General features: G+C 71.4%; 14 protein-coding genes. 12 read left to right on the top strand and 2 right to left on the bottom strand.

Features of this window, described 5'->3' with window-relative positions:
* The first annotated feature begins 96 nt into the window (after positions 1-96).
* The 3 genes from AAFX79_12975 to AAFX79_12965 are packed head-to-tail and all read left to right on the top strand — an operon-like array spanning position 97 to position 1,471.
* Positions 97-753, top strand: coding sequence for a DUF6677 family protein (locus tag AAFX79_12975; protein MEO1009468.1), 657 nt, complete (start codon positions 97-99; stop codon positions 751-753).
* Positions 750-1,004: a hypothetical protein gene (locus AAFX79_12970; protein ID MEO1009467.1), complete on the top strand. Its 255-nt coding sequence runs from the start codon at positions 750-752 to the stop codon at positions 1,002-1,004. The genes AAFX79_12975 and AAFX79_12970 overlap by 4 nt, the downstream gene beginning before the upstream one ends.
* A complete protein-coding gene (locus AAFX79_12965) occupies positions 1,001-1,471 on the top strand; it encodes an LEA type 2 family protein (GenBank protein MEO1009466.1) in 471 nt (156 codons plus the stop codon). Before AAFX79_12970 ends, AAFX79_12965 begins: the two co-directional genes overlap by 4 nt.
* 22 nt (positions 1,472-1,493) lie before the next feature.
* Here AAFX79_12965 and glgP read toward each other — a convergent pair whose 3' ends face one another.
* Together glgP and AAFX79_12955 are read right to left on the bottom strand one after the other, a co-directional pair.
* Positions 1,494-3,323 carry an alpha-glucan family phosphorylase gene (glgP, locus tag AAFX79_12960; protein ID MEO1009465.1) on the bottom strand — a complete coding sequence of 610 codons (1,830 nt, stop codon included), beginning with the start codon at positions 3,321-3,323 and terminating at the stop codon, positions 1,494-1,496.
* Between the two features lie 19 nt (positions 3,324-3,342).
* On the bottom strand, positions 3,343-5,259 hold the full coding sequence (locus AAFX79_12955; GenBank protein ID MEO1009464.1) for a glycosyltransferase: 1,917 nt from the start codon (positions 5,257-5,259) through the stop codon (positions 3,343-3,345).
* A 319-nt stretch (positions 5,260-5,578) separates the two neighbouring features.
* Here AAFX79_12955 and AAFX79_12950 point away from each other — a divergent pair, with 319 nt between their 5' ends.
* The 9 genes from AAFX79_12950 (at position 5,579) to AAFX79_12910 (ending at position 17,873) form a co-directional block, all read left to right on the top strand.
* Positions 5,579-6,037, top strand: a complete 459-nt coding sequence (locus AAFX79_12950; protein MEO1009463.1) for a DUF2934 domain-containing protein — start codon at positions 5,579-5,581, stop codon at positions 6,035-6,037.
* Between the two features lie 191 nt (positions 6,038-6,228).
* On the top strand, positions 6,229-8,163 hold the full coding sequence (gene glgB, locus AAFX79_12945) for a 1,4-alpha-glucan branching protein GlgB (GenBank protein MEO1009462.1): 1,935 nt from the start codon (positions 6,229-6,231) through the stop codon (positions 8,161-8,163).
* A complete protein-coding gene (locus AAFX79_12940) occupies positions 8,160-9,872 on the top strand; it encodes a 4-alpha-glucanotransferase (protein ID MEO1009461.1) in 1,713 nt (570 codons plus the stop codon). The genes glgB and AAFX79_12940 overlap by 4 nt, the downstream gene beginning before the upstream one ends.
* Complete coding sequence (locus AAFX79_12935; protein ID MEO1009460.1) at positions 9,869-12,283, top strand: DUF3536 domain-containing protein; 2,415 nt, start codon at positions 9,869-9,871, stop codon at positions 12,281-12,283. The genes AAFX79_12940 and AAFX79_12935 overlap by 4 nt, the downstream gene beginning before the upstream one ends.
* Positions 12,284-12,394: 111 nt before the next feature.
* On the top strand, positions 12,395-13,321 hold the full coding sequence (locus tag AAFX79_12930) for a UDP-2,3-diacylglucosamine diphosphatase (protein ID MEO1009459.1): 927 nt from the start codon (positions 12,395-12,397) through the stop codon (positions 13,319-13,321).
* A gap of 8 nt (positions 13,322-13,329) precedes the next feature.
* On the top strand, positions 13,330-14,235 hold the full coding sequence (locus tag AAFX79_12925) for a hypothetical protein (protein ID MEO1009458.1): 906 nt from the start codon (positions 13,330-13,332) through the stop codon (positions 14,233-14,235).
* Positions 14,232-16,322, top strand: coding sequence for a thiamine pyrophosphate-dependent enzyme (locus tag AAFX79_12920; protein MEO1009457.1), 2,091 nt, complete (start codon positions 14,232-14,234; stop codon positions 16,320-16,322). The genes AAFX79_12925 and AAFX79_12920 overlap by 4 nt, the downstream gene beginning before the upstream one ends.
* A complete protein-coding gene (gene pxpB, locus AAFX79_12915) occupies positions 16,306-16,986 on the top strand; it encodes a 5-oxoprolinase subunit PxpB (GenBank protein MEO1009456.1) in 681 nt (226 codons plus the stop codon). The genes AAFX79_12920 and pxpB overlap by 17 nt, the downstream gene beginning before the upstream one ends.
* Entirely contained in the window at positions 16,983-17,873 is an 891-nt protein-coding gene (locus tag AAFX79_12910) for a biotin-dependent carboxyltransferase family protein (protein ID MEO1009455.1), read from the top strand. The genes pxpB and AAFX79_12910 overlap by 4 nt, the downstream gene beginning before the upstream one ends.
* The last annotated feature ends 6 nt before the right edge of the window (positions 17,874-17,879 follow it).

Here is a 17,879-nt window from a genome sequence, read left to right as displayed (position 1 = left end):
AGGCTACACCGGCTCGGGCGGGTGTCAACCCCGGCCCGCGGCCGCCCCCGGGTTTGGCGTGCAACCGCGCACGCCGCGCCGGCTACCATCGGAGCCATGGCCGGCACGCCGACATCGCCCGACGCGCCGAACGACGCCGCCAAGGCGGTCTTCGGCCCGGGCCCGGAGCGTTTCGAGGCCGTCGCGGGCATCGCCGCCTTCGTCTTCCCCGGGCTGGGCCACGTCGTGCTCGGCCAGCCCCGCCGGGGCCTGGCCATCGCGTGCGGCGTGCTCGGGCTCTTCTTCGGCGGGCTGCTGCTGGGCGGCATCGATGCGGTCGACAGCCGCGAGGACCGGCTGTGGTTCATCGGCCAGTCGCTCACGGGTCCGCTGGCCTTCGGCGTCAACTGGGTGCACCAGAACAGGTTCAAGGCCTGGGCCATCGAGGCTCCCGCGCAGGGCGGACGCAGGGAGCCCGTGCTGCGGTCGGCCTACGAGGGCGAGGTGCGCGTGTCCGAGCCGCCGCCGGGCGGCGCGATGCCCTACCCCTCCGTGGCCCAGCGGCCGCAGTGGGGCGAGGCCGACCGGTACGACGGCCCGCGGGGAGCGACCAAGTCGGTCGGCAAGATCAACGAGATCGCGCTGCTCGCCACCACGCTGGCGGGCATGATGAATCTCGTGGCCATCCTCGATGCGCTCTTCAACCGCCGGCGGCCCGAGCGCGAGGTCCGCGAGGCGCTGCGGCGGGCGACGGCCGGGGGTGCGTCGGCATGAGCGCGGTGCTCGCATGGCGGCCGTTCATCGATCCCATCGACGCGCACTCGGTGTGGTTCCTGCTTCTGCTGCCCATCGCGCTGCTGGTCAGCCTGGCGTGGAAGGCCGTCCGCGTTCACGATCTGCGCACGCTTCCGCGGCACGTGGGCGTGATGTCGGTGCTGGTGGTGGGTGGCATGATCGGCCTGGGCGTGGCGGCGTACGTCGGCATCATCTGGGTGCTGCCGATCCTGGCGGACCTGTCGCGATGAGCCGTCCCGGGATCTTGGCGCTCGCTGGCGTCGTGCTGCTGGGGTGCTGGCTCGCCGGCTGCGCCGCCCGGCCACAGACCCGCGTCGAGCCGCTGCAGACCGCCGAAGCCTCGCCCGAGGCCGTCGTGCTGCGGTTCGCGCTGATCGCCACGAACACGGGCGAGACCGAACTGCCCCTGCGGTCGGTGGACTACTCCCTCGAACTCGATGGTCGGCGGGTCTTCCAGGGCCGCCGCAGCGCCGAGGCGACGCTGTCGCGTCAGGGCGAGCAGCGGATCGTGCTGCCCGTGCCCGTCAAGCGGGCCGACCTCGCCGGCGGCCCGATGCGGTACCGCCTCCGCGGCGAGCTGGGCTACACGCTGCCGGGCATCTTCGTCGAGGCGCTGTTCGAGGCGGGGCTGTACCGGCCCGACGTGGGCTTCGCGCTCGACGGAGAGTTCGATCCATCGGGTCTGCCGGAGGGTTGAGCGAGCCCACGGTCGTCGCGGATCAGAAGTACAGCCCACCGGCGTACTCGCGGACCATCCGCTGCGTCGTGAAGTGCGCCCCGTTGAGCGCGATGGAGTGCGCCATGATCGGGGCCCAGCGCGCCGCCGGCTCGGCGAAGGCCGGCAGCACTGCCTCGTCCAGGGCGCTGTACAGGTCGGCGGCGTGCCGCTCGTCCTGTCGCTTGGGCGTCGGCGGGGTGGCGTCGGGGTCGGCGAAGTCGTCGCCGCCGATGGCCCAGCCGGTCACACCCTCGACGCAGCCCTCGAGCCACCAGCCGTCGAGCGTGCTCAGGTTCGGGACGCCGTTGAGCGCCGCCTTCATGCCGCTGGTGCCGCTGGCCTCCAGCGGCGGGCGGGGCGTGTTGAGCCAGATGTCGCTGCCGGCGACCATCCGCCCGCACAGCTCCATGTCGTAGCCTGGGAGGTACACCACGCGGACGGGTCCGGCCAGGGCGCGCGCGATGCGGTGCACCTCGGCGATCAGCTCGCGGCCTGGCTCGTCCTTGGGATGGGCCTTGCCCGCCAGCACGACCTGGATCGTGCCGTGCGTCCCGGCGATCGACTCCAGCCGCTCCACGTCGCTGAGCAGCAGCGTCAGCCGCTTGTACGCCGTTGCGCGGCGGCCGAAGCCGATGGTGAACGCGTCGGCGTCGAAGCCGGCCTTGGTCTCGCCATTCACGCGATCGACCAGGGCCCGCTTGGCTTCGGCGTGGGCGGCCAGCAGCGCGTCGGCGGGGATCCCCACGGCCGCCCGCAGTTCGCTGTTGTCGTCCCGCCACGCCGGCAGGTGCTCGTCGAACACACGGGCCATCGCGGGGCACGCCCACGTCCCGGCATGTACCCCGTTCGTGATGGCCTTGATGTCGGCGCGGCCGAACATCCGCCGCGAGACGGCACCGTGCCGCCGCGCGACGGCGTTGATGTGCCCGCTCAGCTCGAAGCCCGTGAGCGTCATGTTGAGCGTGCCGGCGCGGGCGGCGTCGGCCACCGCGGAGGTGGACATGGCCGCCGCGCCACGGCGGGCCGCGGGCGTCGCCTCGACCGGGGCCGTGGGCGTGCCGCCCTCGGGCTCGGGGGCCAGCAATGCCGCGATGGCGGGCTCGAGCATCGTCTCGGCCAGCGGCATCGGGAAGCGGTCGTGCCCCGCCGGCACGGGTGTGTGGGTCGTGAACACGCACAGGTCGCGGACGGCCTCGCGGACGCGATCGTCGGTCGGCTCGGCGTCCATCTCGGCGGCGAGTCGGCGGGCCAGCTCGGGCACCAGCAGGCTCGCGTGCCCCTCGTTCATGTGGTAGCGGGCCAGCCGATCGCAGCCCATCGCTGCGAGCATCCGCACGCCGCCGATGCCCAAGACGGCTTCTTGCTGCAGCCGCAGCTCGTCGCCGCCGCCGTACAGGCGATTGGTGATGCCGCGGTGGGCGGCGTCGTTCTCGGGCAGGTCGGTATCGAGAAACAGCACCGGCGCCTCGAAGCCGTCGCGGCCCCGCACGCGGCACATCCATGCCCGGACATGTACCTCGTCGCCGCCGAGGGTGATGCTCGTCCGCGGCGCCAGCTCGGTCAGCAGGTCGCCGGGGTTCCACTGGATGGGCGCGTCGTGCTGCGTGCCGTCGGCGTCGAGGGTCTGCGTGAAGTAGCCGCCGCGGTGCAGCAGCGTGACGGCGACCATCGGCACCCGCAGGTCGGCGGCGCTGCGGAGGGTGTCGCCCGCCAGCACGCCCAGCCCGCCAGAGTACGTCGGCAGGGCGTCGCTCAGGCCGATCTCCATCGTGAAGTAGGCCACCCGGGGCTGGAAGCCCAGCGTGCCCGCGTCCGTGCGTGCGGTCGTCATGCCATTCCTCCGTCGCTGCTCATGGCGTCGCGGACGCCCCGGGGTGCGGGCCGGGCGAGGGCCCGTCCGTTGCTTCGGTCGGCCTGGGGCCCCGGTGGAGCGCCAGGTCGTGGGCGCGGCCGTACGAATCGATCATCTCGGTCCAGTCGAAGAGCCAGGAGCGCTGCTCGGCGGCGTTGCGGACGCGGACCCGCTCCCGCTGCGAGAGCTGGCAGAACTCGAACATCCGCCGGGCCATCTCCTCGACGACCTGCGCCGCCGGCTTGTTCCTGCGCTCCAGCACCCAGGGCGCCCAGCCGGCGGGCTGGGCGTGCCGCTCGCGGACGAAGTCGCCGAAACCCGACATATCGGTGGTGATGGCCGGCACGCCCAGCGCCAGGCACTCGAGGGGCGTGTAGCCCCAGGGCTCGTAGCAGCTCGGGAAGATGCCCAGGTGGCACCCGCGGACGAACTGGTCGTACTCCATGCCCCACAGTGGATTGGTGGGGCTGATGAACTGCGGGTGGTACACGATCTTGACGCGGTCCCGCGGGTCGTTGCGGAGCCCCGCGATGTTGATCTCGCTGAGCACCTCGTCCCGCGGATCGCCGTCGAGCTGGTGGGTGATGACGCTGGGCCAGCGCTGCGTGCGGAAGGCCGCCTGCGTGCGCTTCAGCCGCAGCATCCAGTATTCCTCGGCCAGCGCGTCCAGCGAGACCCGCTGGTCGCTCGCCGCCACGCGGAACAGCCGTTCCCGCAGATCGGTGGCGATGTGCTCGCACACGTCCTCGAGCTCGTCGAGCACGGCGCGGCCCTGCAGCACGTTGGGGTCGATCGAGCGGACGTCCCGCCGCGTCACGATGAACGCCACGACCGTGTGGGGGTTCTGGGCGTCCAGAAGGAGCTCATTCAGCCGCGCGCACGCGCGGACGAACAGGTCGAAGCCCTTGTTGCGGGGCTCGTAGCGGCCGCTCGTGAAGAAGTAGAGCGTCTGCGGCAGCTCGATGGGCTGGGTGGCGAAGAAGTGGCCCATCGTGAAGTGGTGGATCTTCTCCTTGAAGACCGCGTGCAGCGTCTGGAATTCGTGGCCCACGCTCAGCCGCCCGATGTCGAGGCCGTTGGGCAGGATGGCGTCGGGCTTGCGGCCCAGCAGGTGCTCGCACTCCACGCCGGTCAGCGGGCTGATGGTCGTCATCGCGTCGCAGTCGCGGGCCGCGAGCCGCTCGTAGTCGTGCCGCGCGCGGATGCCGAAGCGGTCGGCCTCGGCGGCGTGGTCGATGCCCTCGAGGGTCTCGGGCGGGTTCTCGCCCGAGGCGAGGTAGCGGCCGAGCAGCGTCGCGTGCGTCGTGAACACCGTAGTGATCGGCGACTTCTCGCGCTTCAGCAGCGGGATGGCCAGCCCGCCCATCCACTCGTGGAAGTGGGCGAGCACCCGGCGGGGGCGGCGGCGCTGCGGGCGGTAGTCCTGCCACGCGGCGTTGATGGCCTGGAGCAGGTGCCGCGACGCGTCGGCGAAGCCGATGACGCCGTCGACCAGCTCGTCGTCGGTGGGCGAGCCCACCCGCTCGTGCTCCCAGAGGAAGTACTTCTCGCTGTTGATGCGGTCCGGCGGCAGCCGGCAATCGACCAGCGCGACGCGGGGCCGCCCCGGCACGAGCCAGCGGCCCGTGTGGACCTCGATGCCGGCCTCGTTGGCGGCGGCGACGGCCCGCGCCAGCCAGCCCGTGGGCCGGCGGGGCTCCATCTCCAGAGCGGCGTTGTCCGGGACGTAGGGGCCCACGAGCAGGTACCGGTCGTCCCATTGGTCGACCATCGTGGCCGCCTTGGACTTGAGCACCTGGTAGATGCCCCCGATGGGGTTGCACACCTCCCAGCCGAGCTCCACCAGCAGCACGCCCGGCCGGCCTCGCACCGGCGTGCCAACCGCGGGCTCATCCTCGACATCCCAGCGTGCCACGGGTTCCTCGTCTCGTGTGGGTCGTATCGACATGGATCCTTCGCGTCCCGCGGCCGCCGCAAGGGCAGTATCGGTCGCTCGGCGGCGGATCGTGTGCCCGGCGGGCCGCCGAGACGCCGGTGACGCCCGTGCGCAAGATGTTCGGGATTGCTCCGGGCGTCCGAACGGATAGAACTTCATAGCCGTTGGTGTGGTTGCGCGGCCGACGCCGGACGATGTACAAGGCAGCGGCCCCGTGCCCGCGGCTCCGCGGAGCCGCCGGCGGCGAGCAGCCCGTGCGAACCGATTCGCACGCCCCGGGGACGTTGGGAGCATCGCCGTGAACGGCTCGAACAGCACCGCCCTCCGCCAGCACGCCTACTCGGTGTTCACGGCGTCGCGTCGCGAGGGTTCGTCGTCCGTGCTCGCCCGCCCGCACTCCAGCTCCATCGGTGCCCTGGCGCCGCCGTGGTCTGCCCCGCGATCGAGCATGGCCGAGCCCAAGAGCGCGGGGCTGGCCGGCACCCCGGGCGTCACCGATTCGATCGGGCTGCCGGGCCGCCTGGCGGGCGAAATCGCCCGTCCCAAGCAGCGGCCGGACCGGCCCGAGACCGAGCCGGGCGGCTCTGGGTCCCAGTCGGTTGGACCCGGCCGGCCCATCAGCGAGGACGCCATCCGCCGGCGGGCCTACGAGATCTACCGGGGTCGCCAGGCCTACGCCCCGGGCGACCCCGTGCGGGACTGGCTGCAGGCCGAAGCCGAACTGCGGGCCGAGCGGGACGCCACCGACGCCTCCTGAGCGGGCTCGGGCCCGAAAACCCCTGCACGCCGCTCCCCGCGTGGCCGATGCTGGATCCGGGTGGTCGTCGGCCCGCATGCGGCGCGGGCGCATCCGCAGAGCCCGTGTATTCGAGCCGGAGCGATCGCGTGCCCACGCTCAACCAGCCCAGCAGCCAGATCCGCGGACTCGACCCATCCAACGATCCGCGGATGCCCGCCGAGGGGAACGCCATCGCCGCCCCGCACGAACCCGCGCCCTGGATCACCGCCGACGACCAGCACTGGTTCAACGAGGGCACGCACGCGCGGCTATACCAGAAGCTCGGCGCCCACCCCGTGCCCGCCGGCCCGGGCGTGCACTTCGCGGTCTGGGCGCCCAACGCCCGGGCGGTCTCGGTCGTGGGCGATTGGAACCACTGGTCCCGCGGCGTCGACGGCCTGCACCCCGTGGGCAGCTCGGGGCTGTGGGCCGGGGTCGCGCTACACGCCGCCGAGGGCCACCGGTACAAGTTCGCCATCGATTCGCACTACACCGACAAGCCCATCGAGAAGACCGATCCGTTCGGCTTCTTCCACGAGCAGCCGCCCAAGACCGCGTCGATCGTCCGGCCGCTGTGGCACCAGTGGGGCGACGCCGAGTGGATGCGTACGCGGCACGAGCGGCACGGCGTCGACAGGCCGATGAGCATCTACGAGCTGCACCTCGGATCGTGGCGGCGGGTGCCCGAGGACGGCTTCCGGTCGCTGAACTACCGCGAGATGGCGCCGAAGCTGGCCGAGCACTGCCGGCGGATGGACTTCACGCACGTCGAGCTGATGCCCGTGATGGAGCACCCACTCTACAAGAGCTGGGGCTACCAGACGACCGGCTACTTCGCGCCGACGAGCCGCTACGGCACGCCGCAGGACTTCATGTTCCTCGTCGATACGCTGCACCAGGCCGGCATCGGCGTGATCCTGGACTGGGTGCCCAGCCACTTCCCGGCCGACGACCACGGCCTGGCGTACTTCGACGGCACGCCGCTCTTCGAGCACGCCGATCCTCGGGAGGGCTTCCACCCGGACTGGAAGAGCCAGATCTTCAACTACGGGCGGCACGAGGTCCGCAGCTTCCTGCTGAGCAGCGCGATGTTCTGGCTCGACGTCTTCCACGCCGACGGGCTGCGGGTCGATGCGGTGGCATCGATGCTCTACCGCGACTACTCCCGCGAAGAGGGCGAGTGGGTGCCCAACGTATTCGGCGGCCGAGAGAACCTCGAGGCGATCAACTTCCTGCGGCAGCTCAACGCGACCGTGTACCGCGAGCACCCCGACGTGGTCATGATCGCCGAAGAGTCAACGGCCTGGTCTGGCGTGTCCCGGCCCGTGCATGCGGGAGGGCTCGGCTTCGGCTACAAGTGGGACATGGGCTGGATGCACGACACGCTGCACTTCTTGCAGCGCGAGCCCGTGCACCGCAAGCACCACCACAACGAGATCAGCTTCCGCGGCGTGTACCAGTTCACCGAGAACTACGTGCTGCCGCTGAGCCACGACGAGGTCGTGCACGGCAAGGGCAGCCTGCTGGGCCGCATGCCGGGCGATGACTGGCAACGCTTCGCCAACCTGCGGCTGCTGTTCGCGATGCAGTGGCTCCAGCCCGGCAAGAAGCTGCTGTTCATGGGCGGTGAGCTGGCCCAGGTGCCCGAGTGGGACCACGACTCGAGCATCGAGTGGCACCTCGAGAACGTGCCCAGCCACGCCGCCATCTGCGATCTGGTCGCCTCGCTCAATCGCCTGTACGCGGACGAATCGGCGCTCCACGAACAGGACTGCGAGCCCGCGGGCTTCGAGTGGGTCGACTGCTCCGACGCCGAGAACACGACGCTCGCGTTCCTGCGTCGAGGCCGGTGCGAGGCCGACGCCGTGCTGGTCGTTGCCAACTTCACGCCCGTCGTCCGCGAGGGCTACCGCGTGGGCGTGCCCGCGGCGGGCTTCTGGCGGGAGATCCTCAACACGGACGCCGAGCCCTTCGGCGGCAGCGGCGTGGGCAACCTCGGCGGGCTCCAGAGCGAGTCTGTCCCGAGCCACGGCCGCTCGCACAGCCTGCCGCTCACGCTGCCGCCGCTGGCGGTCCTCGCCTTGAAGCCCGACGCCGCGCCGTGAGCCCTCGACCGGACGACGATCGCCACCCCGCGCTGCTGCGGCTGGCCCGCGCCCACGGCATGCTCACCGAGCACGAGGACGGTACGGGGGCGCGGCGCCTCCCCAGCGAGGCGGCGCTGCTCGCCGTGCTGCGGGCGCTCGGCGTCGACATCGAGCGGGCCGGGGACGCCGAGGCGATCGAGCCGCCGGCCGCCCCGCTGAGGCTCGCCGGCGGGGCTCCCGCGGCGTTCTGGACTCCGCGGGGGCCGCGACGCGATCTGGCGGTGTTCGCACCCGCGTACGCGCTGCGGCGCGCGGGCGACGCGGGCGTCGGCGATCTCGGCGGCCTGCGACGCCTCGCCGATTGGGCCCATGGCTGTGGCGCGCCGATCGTCTCGACGCTGCCCCTTGTCGCGGGCCGCTACCGGACACCCGTCGATGGCTGCCCCTATGCGCCAACCAGCCGCAGCGTCTTCGGCGAGCTGTTCCTCGATCTGTCGGATGACATGAGCGACGGCGAGCGAATCGAGGCCGATCGCCTCGCCGGGGCCGAGCTCATCGACTATGCCGCCGCGTGGACGCTGAAGCGGCGCGTGCTCGCGCGGCTGGCCGAGCACGCCTCGGCGGACGACGTCGTGCGCGTTCGGCAGCTCGTCGAGGGCGACCCGCTCGTCGCCGAGTACGCCCGCTTCCGGGCGCAGGAGGACGGCGATCCGAACGCCGAGTGGCTCTACCAGTTCGCGCAGTGGATGGTGCACGAGCAGCTAACCGCGTTCGGCCGCGATCGGCTGTACCTCGACCTCCCGGTGGGCGTGCGGCCGGATGGCTTCGACGTGGCGCGCGATCCGGGGCTGTACGCCCGGGGCGTCACGGTCGGCGCGCCGCCGGATGCCTACTTCCCCGAGGGCCAGGACTGGAGCTTCCCGCCGATCCTGCCGGACGCGGCGACCGGACGCGGCCACGCGGAATTGATCGCGGCGGCGGATCGGCATCTGCGGTACGCGGCGACGCTGCGGCTCGATCACGTCATGGGCTTCTGGCGGCTGTACTGGATCCCCGAGGGCTTTCCGCCCGATCGGGGCGTGTACGTGCGATACCCGGCGGATGCACAACTCGACGCGCTCGCGGTGCTCAGCCACGAGCGCGAGGCGGTGCTAATCGGCGAGAACCTCGGTACGGTGCCGCCGGAGGTGGACGCGGCCATGCGGGAGCGAGGGCTGCTGGGCATGGCGGTCGCGCAGTACGACGCGGGACGTTCGGCACTCGAGCCCGACGAAGGCAAGCCGGCGGTCATCGCGGCGGCCAACACCCACGACATGCCGACCTTCGCGGGCTATCTCTCGGGACGGGACATCGAATGGCGCGAGGAACTGGGGTTGCTCGATCGCGATGCCTCGCGGCGCGAGCACGAATCGCGACGGGCCGCGATCGAGCGGATCCGCATCGAACTGGGCGTCGACGACGCGGCGGGGCTGTACCGGCGGCTGATGCTGCGGCTGTGCGGGTCGGACGCGCCGATGGTCGTCGCGGCGCTCGACGACCTCCTGGGCGAGACCGAGCCGCAGAACATCCCGGGCGTGACCGATGGCTATCCGTGCTGGCGGCGTCGCGTCGCACGATCGATCGATGAACTCACACACGACGAACGCCTAGCCTCGGCGCTGCGCGACATGGTGGCCGCCCGTACGCGGGCCGCAATCGGCAACGGCGGGGGGATCGCCACGCGATGAGCCGCTACGTCTGCATCCACGGCCACTTCTACCAGCCGCCCCGCGAGAACCCCTGGCTCGAGCGGGTCGAGGTGCAGGATTCGGCCTACCCGTACCACGACTGGAACGAGCGGATCACCGCCGAGTGCTACGGGCCCAACGCGCACGCGCGGATCCTCGACGAGCAGGGCTGGATCGAGCGGATCAACAACAACTATGCGCACATCAGCTTCAACTTCGGGCCCACGCTGCTCTCGTGGATGCAGGCCTACGCCCCCGATGCGTATCAGGCCGTGCTCGACGCCGACCGGCTGAGCATGGCCGAATTCGGCGGGCACGGCTCGGCGATCGCCCAGGCGTACAACCACCTGATCATGCCACTGGCCAACGAGCGGGACCGCCGCACGCAGGTCGCCTGGGGCATCCGCGATTTTGAGCATCGCTTCGGCCGCCACCCCGAGGGCATGTGGCTGCCCGAGACCGCCGTTGACGTCGCGACGCTGGACGAGCTGGCACGGCAGCGGATCGCCTACACGATCCTGGCGCCTCGGCAGGCGCTGCGGTACCGCCGCATCGGCACCGAGCAGTGGATCGACGCGCGGCACCACGGCATCGATCCGCGGCGGCCCTACGTCTGCCGGCTGCCCGAGGGGCGGAGCATTGCGCTGTTCTTCTATGACGGCGGGCTGTCGCAGGCGGTCGCCTTCGAGCGGCTGCTGCACGACGGCGAGCACTTCGCCAACCGGCTGCTCGGCGGATTCGATCCCGGCGAGCACGGCCCGCAGCTCGTGCACATCGCCACCGACGGCGAGAGCTACGGCCACCACCACGCCCACGGCGACATGGCGCTGGCCTACGCCGTCCGCCGCATCCAGCTGGGCGACGAGGCGACGCTGACCAACTACGGTCAATACCTCGAGATGCATCCGCCCGAGTGGGAGGCCGAGGTCATCGATGGTTCGTCGTGGAGCTGCGTGCACGGCATCGAGCGGTGGCGTAGCGATTGCGGCTGCCACAGCGGCGGGCACCCCGACTGGGACCAGGGCTGGCGGAGACCGCTCCGCGAAGCGCTCGACTGGCTCCGCGACGAGCTCGCATCGAGGTACGAGCGTGGGGCGGGCGATCACCTCGTCGACCCCTGGGCGGCGCGGGATGGCTACATCGACGCCATCCTGCGGCGGTCCCGCGAGCACTCGATCGAGTTCATCGAACGGCACGCCGGCGCCCACGAGGGGCCGCTGGACTACACCCGCATCCTGCGTCTGCTCGAGCTGCAGCGCAACGCGATGCTCATGTATACCAGCTGCGGCTGGTTCTTCGACGAGCTGACGGGCATCGAGACGGTGCAGATCCTGCAGTACGCCGGCCGTGTTATCCAGCTTGCCGAGGGCTTGTTCGGCGAGCCGTTCGAGGAGCCCTTCCTGCAGCGGCTGGAGAAGGCTCGCAGCAACCTCGCCCAGCACGGCGACGGCCGCCGTGTGTACCAGCACATGGTGCGGCCCGCCAAGGTCGATCTGGTGAAGGTCGCCGAGCATTACGCGGTCGTCTCGCTCTTCGAGGATCCCGGCGAGCAGACCGAGGTGTACTGCTACGACGTGCGGAGCGAGGCCTGCCGCGAGCTGACGGCGGGCAAGACCCGGCTTCGCGTCGGCCGGGCGGCGCTGTCCTCGCGGCTCACGCTCAACGCCGAGAGCGTCTGCTTCGCCGTGCTGCACCTGGCCGACCACATCATCACGGGCGGTGCCTCGCTGGGATCGTCGGGCGTGGACCTGCAGGCCTTCCTCGACGAGGCGCAGGGCGCCTTCGATCGGGGCCAGTACGGCAAGCTGCTGCGGCTGATCGAGCGGGACTTCGGCACGTCGACCTTCTCGCTGGCCTCGCTGTTCAAGGACGAACAGCGCCGCGTGGCCGAGCAGGTGCTGCAGGCCTCGCTCGAGCAGGCCGAGACCGCGTACCGGCGGATGCACGACGACCAGGCGCCGCTGCTGCACTTCCTGCACGCGCTGCACGTGCCGGCGCCGCGTGCGTTGTACTTCCCTGTGGAGCTCGTGCTGAACGCCGACGCGGTGCGGGCGCTGTCGGCCGACCCGCCCGACATCGAGGCCGCCCGCGGCATCCTGGAGCGGGCCGATCGCGCGGGCGTCGAGCTGGACACGGTCACCATCGGCTTCGTCGCGGGCGCGGCGCTCATGCGGCTGAGCGAGGCAATGCTGCAGCGGCCGGCCGACCCGGGCGTGCTGGCGTCGCTGGCCGACCTCGTCGAGCTGGCGGGTGGCGAGCCGTACCGCGCCCGGCTCGAGGCGCCGCAGAATGCGTTCTACAAGGTGTTGCAGGAACGCGACTCCATCCTCGAACATCGCGGGCCCGAGGATCCCGAGGCCTGGACGGCGATGATCGAGCGGCTCGGCACGCTGCTCCGCGTGCGTTCTTAGCACGATCTTTATGGGCTAACGGGGCCAATCATGGCGTGCCCGAGGCCGAGCCGACTATCCTATTGGGTGTGGCGATCGGAGCGCCGCACAGCCACCGGGCGGGAGCTGCCTATGTGGACCGAGCCCCCGATCATCCGCGATGATCAGACCGGCCGCGAGCGGATCGACCTGCGCTACCGGACGGTTTTCCTGAGCGACCTGCACCTGGGCAGCAGCGGCTGCCGGGCCGCGGAGTTGAGCGCCTTCCTCAAGTGCGTGCAGTGCGACACGCTCTTCCTCGTGGGCGACGTCATCGACATGTGGCGGCTCAAGAGCAAGTGGTACTGGCCCGGCAAGCACAACCGCGTCATCAGCCGCATCCTCAAGATGGCTCGCAAGGGCACGCGGGTTATCTACGTGCCGGGCAACCACGACGAGCACGCCAGGCAGTACGCCGGCCTGAGCTTCGGCGGCGTGGAGCTCATGCTGGATGCCGAGCACACGACCACCCGCGGCGAGCGGCTGTACATCACCCATGGCGACCAATTCGATATGGTCGTCAAGCATGCCCGGGTGCTGTCGGCGCTGGGTTCGTGGGCCTATGAAATCCTGCTCAAGGTCAACCGCCACTACAACCGCGTCCGCAAGCTGCTGGGCCTGAACTACTGGTCGCTCAGCCAGTTCCTCAAGCTGCAGGTCAAGAGCGCCTGCACCTACATCAGCAAGTTCGAGGACGCCCTGGTCGACGAGGCGAAGCGCAAGGGCTTCGACGGCGTGGTGTGCGGCCACATCCACAAGGCCGAGATCCGTCGCGAGGACTTCAACTACTACAACTGCGGCGACTGGGTGGAGAGCTGCACCGCGCTGGTCGAGGACTTCGATGGCTCGGTCAAGCTGCTCGACGGCCGGCGGGTGATCGAGCGGCTCCGCGAGAGCGGCCAGCTCGGCGGCGCGGCACGCCGGCGCAAGCGCCGCGTTCGGGCCGGCCATGTGGCGGACGATGCGGCGATCACGGGCGGCGGACCCCACCAGCCGGACCACGCCCGCTCGCCCGCGTAGCCTCCGCCATGGCGACCAACCTGCTCCAGAACCTCCCCGCGGGCATCATCGAGCATGCCGCGGCCTACGACGTGGCGCAGGACGCGCTCACGGATGCGTGGCGTCAGGCCCACCACGCGGCCCAGGCCGTCGTCGAGGCCGGCAAGCGGTGGGGCGATCCCCAGCCCGACGACAGCCACAGCGCCATGGCCATGAAGCCCGGCGAGCGGGAGTCCGGCGGCAACTGGTGGCGCAGCAGCGCCAAGGACGTCTACGCGAGTCTGGGCTTCGGTGCCGGCGGCATGGAGATCACCGTCGGCTCGCCCGATGGCCCCGATGCCTCCGCCGCGCCCCTCGCGGGCCTCACCCTCGAGGACGCGTACCGCTTCGTTCGCGAGTCCGCCCGGCGGCTGACGGGGGAGGGACCCCGCAACGAGCCCTCGCCCGCGCCCGATCTGCCGGACCACCCGGTCGCCGACGGTGCGGCCTTCGACGCCAACGCCAACGTGCTGCCAGCGCTCGACGGCATCTACGTCGACGCGGCCCGAGCGATTGCGGCGGTGTCCCGCGCAACCGAGGCCTCGGCCGAGGGCGGCGTTCTGTGCTGGCCGCACCACTTCGACATCGCCGGCCTCTTCGTGCTCGATCGCGACGAGGGAGGCGATATGACGAAGACCATCGGTGTCGGCGTGACGCCGCCCGATGGCCTCGACGACTCGGGCTACTGGTACGTCAGCCCGTGGTCCAAGGCGGGCGTCGAGAACGCCAAGCCGGACGACCCGCCCGACGGTCGCTGGCACGACCGTGGCAAGGATGCGCCGCCGATGGCGTTGCTCTCGGTCGCCGACATCCGCAACGCGAACGATCGTGGCGAGGCGATCCGTGGGTTCTTGGCGCACTCGCTCGTCGCCTGCAACGAGATGCTGAAGCCATGACGCCGGAGGATCGCGCCGCCGGCGGCACGCCAGAAGCCGACGCCGCCGCGCGGCTCTCGTGGCACAAGGTGGCCGAGCCCGACGAGCTGCCCGAGGGCCGGGTCAAGGCGGCCTACGTCACGCAGGGCGATCGCGTGGTGCAGCTCTGCATCACGCACCACGACGGGCGCTACGCCGCACTCGACAACGCATGTCCGCACCAGGGCGGTCCGCTCGGCGAGGGCTCGATCGAGTGCGGCGAGGACGGCGAGTGCTATCTCCGCTGCCCCTGGCACGGGTGGGACTTCGATCCGCTGACCGGCAAGTCGCCCGGCGGCTTCGACGACGGCATCCCGACCCACCCGGTCGACGAGCGCGACGACGGCGTCTACGTCGGCCTCGAGGCGCCGCCCGAGCACGATCGCACCGTGACCGACGTCATGGCCGAGACCATGGTCCGCTGGGGCGTTACGCACGTCTTCGGCATGGTGGGGCACAGCAACCTCGGGCTGGCCGACGCGCTGCGGCGGCGGTGCGAAGCGGGCGAGATGGGCTACGTCGCCATCCGCCACGAGGGGGCGGCCGCCTTCGCCGCCAGCGCCTTCGGCAAGCTCACCAACCGGCCGGCGGGCTGCCTGACCATCGCGGGTCCCGGTGCCACCAATCTGCTCACCGGCTGCTGGGACGCGAAGGTCGATCGAGCCCCGCTGCTGGCGCTCACGGGCCAGGTCCGCCAGCAGGTCTTCGGGCCCGGCGCCTTCCAGGAGCTGCCGCTGAAGGACGCATTCAGCGCCGTCGCCGGCTTCAGCCACCTGTGCCTGCCCGGTAGCGACCACGGCGAGTTGATGGGCCTGGCCATCCGCCACGCGCGGCTGCACCGCGAGGTGTCGCACATCATCTTCCCCGACGACGTGCAGACCCAGCCCGCGGCCGACGACACCCAACCCGCGTCGCCCGATGGCCGCCTCGCCGACGCCGCCGTCCGGCCGCCGGAGCAGTCGCTCGACGCCGCGATCGAACTCATAGGTGGCGCGGCGCGGCCGGCGATCATCATGGGCCATGGCGCCCGCTTCGCCTGCGGCGACGTCGTCGCGCTGGCCGAGGAACTCCGCTGCCCCGTGCTGACGACCTTCAAGGGCAAGGGCCTGATCGGCGACCACCCCGACCCCGCGATGCCGAGCCGCCCGGGGCACCCGCTGGGCGCGGGCGTGCTGGGCCGCAGCGGTACGCCCATCGCCAGCTGGTTCATGAACGAGTGCGACGCGCTGCTCGTCTTCGGCGCCAGCTTCAGCGACCACACGGGCGTGACGCCCAAGAAGCCGACGGTGCAGGTCGACTTCGATCGCGCTCAGCTCTCGCGTCGCCACGCCATCGACGTGCCGGTGTGGGGCGAGGTCGGCGTGACGGCCCGCGCCCTGCACGAGCGGCTCGCCGGCCGCCACGCCTCGATCGACCACCGCGAGGAGATCGCCGAGCGCTGGCGGATCTGGCGCGACGAGAAGGCCAGCCGCCTGCGGGACGATCTGGGCGGCGGCGTGTCATCGGTCGCGATCTTCGACGCCATGAACCGCGTCGTGCCGGCCAACGCCATCATCGCCGTCGATGTCGGCAACAACACCTACAGCTTCGGCCGCTACTTCGAGGCCTCGGGCCGCCAGGCCGTGCTCATGTCGGGCTACCTGGGCTCCATCGGGTTCGGCTACCCGGCGGCGATGGGCGCCTGGGCCGCCACCACGGCGCACACGCTCAGCGACGACCCGCACTGGCGGCGGTTCGCGGATCGGCCGGTCGTGTGCGTCTCGGGCGACGGCGGCTTCGGGCAGTACGCCTGGGAGGTCAACACCGCCGTGCTGCACGGCATGAACATCACCCACGTGCTGCTCAACAACGGCGAACTGGGCAAGATCAGCAAGGAGCAGCGAGCCGGCGGATGGCGCGTCTGGCAGACCACCCTGAGCAACCCCAGCATCGCCGAATACGTGACGGCGTGCGGCGGGCTGGGCATCCGCGTGACGCGAGCGGGTGAGCTCGACGCGGCCCTCGAGCAGGCGCTCGCCTACGACGGCCCGTCGACGGTCGAGGTCGTGGCCGATGCAAGCCTTGTTTGACCGCCGGACCGACCCGCGCGGCAACGCGACGATTGAGTGGGTCGGCGATTCGGCGCTCATTATTGTCGGCCCATTCTCGCCGGCCGACGTCCGTGAACGCCTCGTTCGCGCCGGGATTGCGGGCGTCACCGACATCGTGCCATCGTCCCGCGATGTGCTGGTGATGATCGACCCGCGGCACGCCACGGATGACGTGCACGATCGCGTCGCGAAGGCCCTCGGCGAGCCTGCCGCGCGCCGGCCGGCCCGCCCCGCGCAGGAGCACGAGATCGTGGTCTGCTACGACGATCGATTTGCGCCCGATCTCGCCGAGGTAGCCGAGGTAGCCGGCATGACGCCCGACGAGTTCGCCCAACGGCATGCGTCGGCGGCCTACGAGGTCGAATTCGTGGGATTCGCGCCGGGCTTCGGCTACCTGTCCGGGCTGCCCGAACGGCTGCGCACACCCAAGCTCGCGAGCCCGAGGCCCCGCGTCGCCGCCGGCAGCGTCGCGATCGCCGACGGCTACTGCGGCATCTATCCGCTTGCGAGCCCCGGTGGCTGGCGGATCATCGGGCGCACCGTTGCCAGGCTCTTTGACGCCACCCGCGACCCGCCCGCGCTGCTCCGCGCGGGCGATCGCGTCCGCTTCCGCCGGGTCGAGCGGCTCCCTGGTTCGCCGTGACGCTGGCGATCATCGAGCCGGGTGCGCAGGCGACGGTGCAGGACCTGGGCCGCACCGGGCACGCGCACGAGGGCGTGCCACGGTCTGGCGCGGCCGACACGCTCTCGCTCGTGCTGGCCAACCGGGTCGCGGGCAATCCGGATGGCGCGGCGGTGCTCGAGATCACGATGTCGCCGCTCGTCGCCCGCTTCGATCGGGACGCCACGGTCGCCATCGCCGGCGGTCCGGCGCCGCTCGAGGTCCGCATCGTGAGGTCGGGCGAGGAGATCCGCGTCGAGCCGCGGCATGCGCGCGCATACCTCGCGGTGGCCGGTGGCATCGACACGTCGCTGGTCATGGGCAGCCGCTCGACGCTGCTGGCCGCGGGCCTCGGCGGGCAGCACGGTCGGGCGCTCCGAGGCGGCGACGTGCTGCCGCTAGGGACCGCAGTGCATCCACCACGCGAGCCCCCCGCGGCGGTCTCCGCGGTGCTCGGCCTGGCGCAGGCGAGCCGCGTGCTGCGCGTGGTGCCCGCCGCGGCATCAAGGGACGATGCGCTCTGGCGTCGCCTGTGGCTCGTCGAAGCGCGGAGCGATCGCGTCGGCGTGCGGATGCGAGCAGATGCGGCTGATGCCAGCGATCGCTCCCGCGCCGATAGCCGCGGCATGCCGGCGGCGGCCATCCAGGCGCCGTCCGAGCGCGAACTGATCGTGCTCGGGCCCGACGGGCCGACCACCGGCGGCTATCCGGTGCCGGGAGTGGTGTGCGCGGTCGACATGCCGTCCGTTGGCCAGTTCGCCGCGGGCGACCGGGTACGCCTGCAGCCCATCGAGCGGGCCGTCGCGCTGGCGATCTACCGTGAACGCTGGCGGACGCTCGATGCGCTGCTGTCGCCGATCGCGAAATGACCTGGA

Source organism: Planctomycetota bacterium (genome assembly GCA_039819165.1).
GTDB lineage: Bacteria > Planctomycetota > Phycisphaerae > Phycisphaerales > UBA1924 > JAHCJI01.
This window is presented reverse-complemented; position numbering and strand designations above follow the sequence as displayed.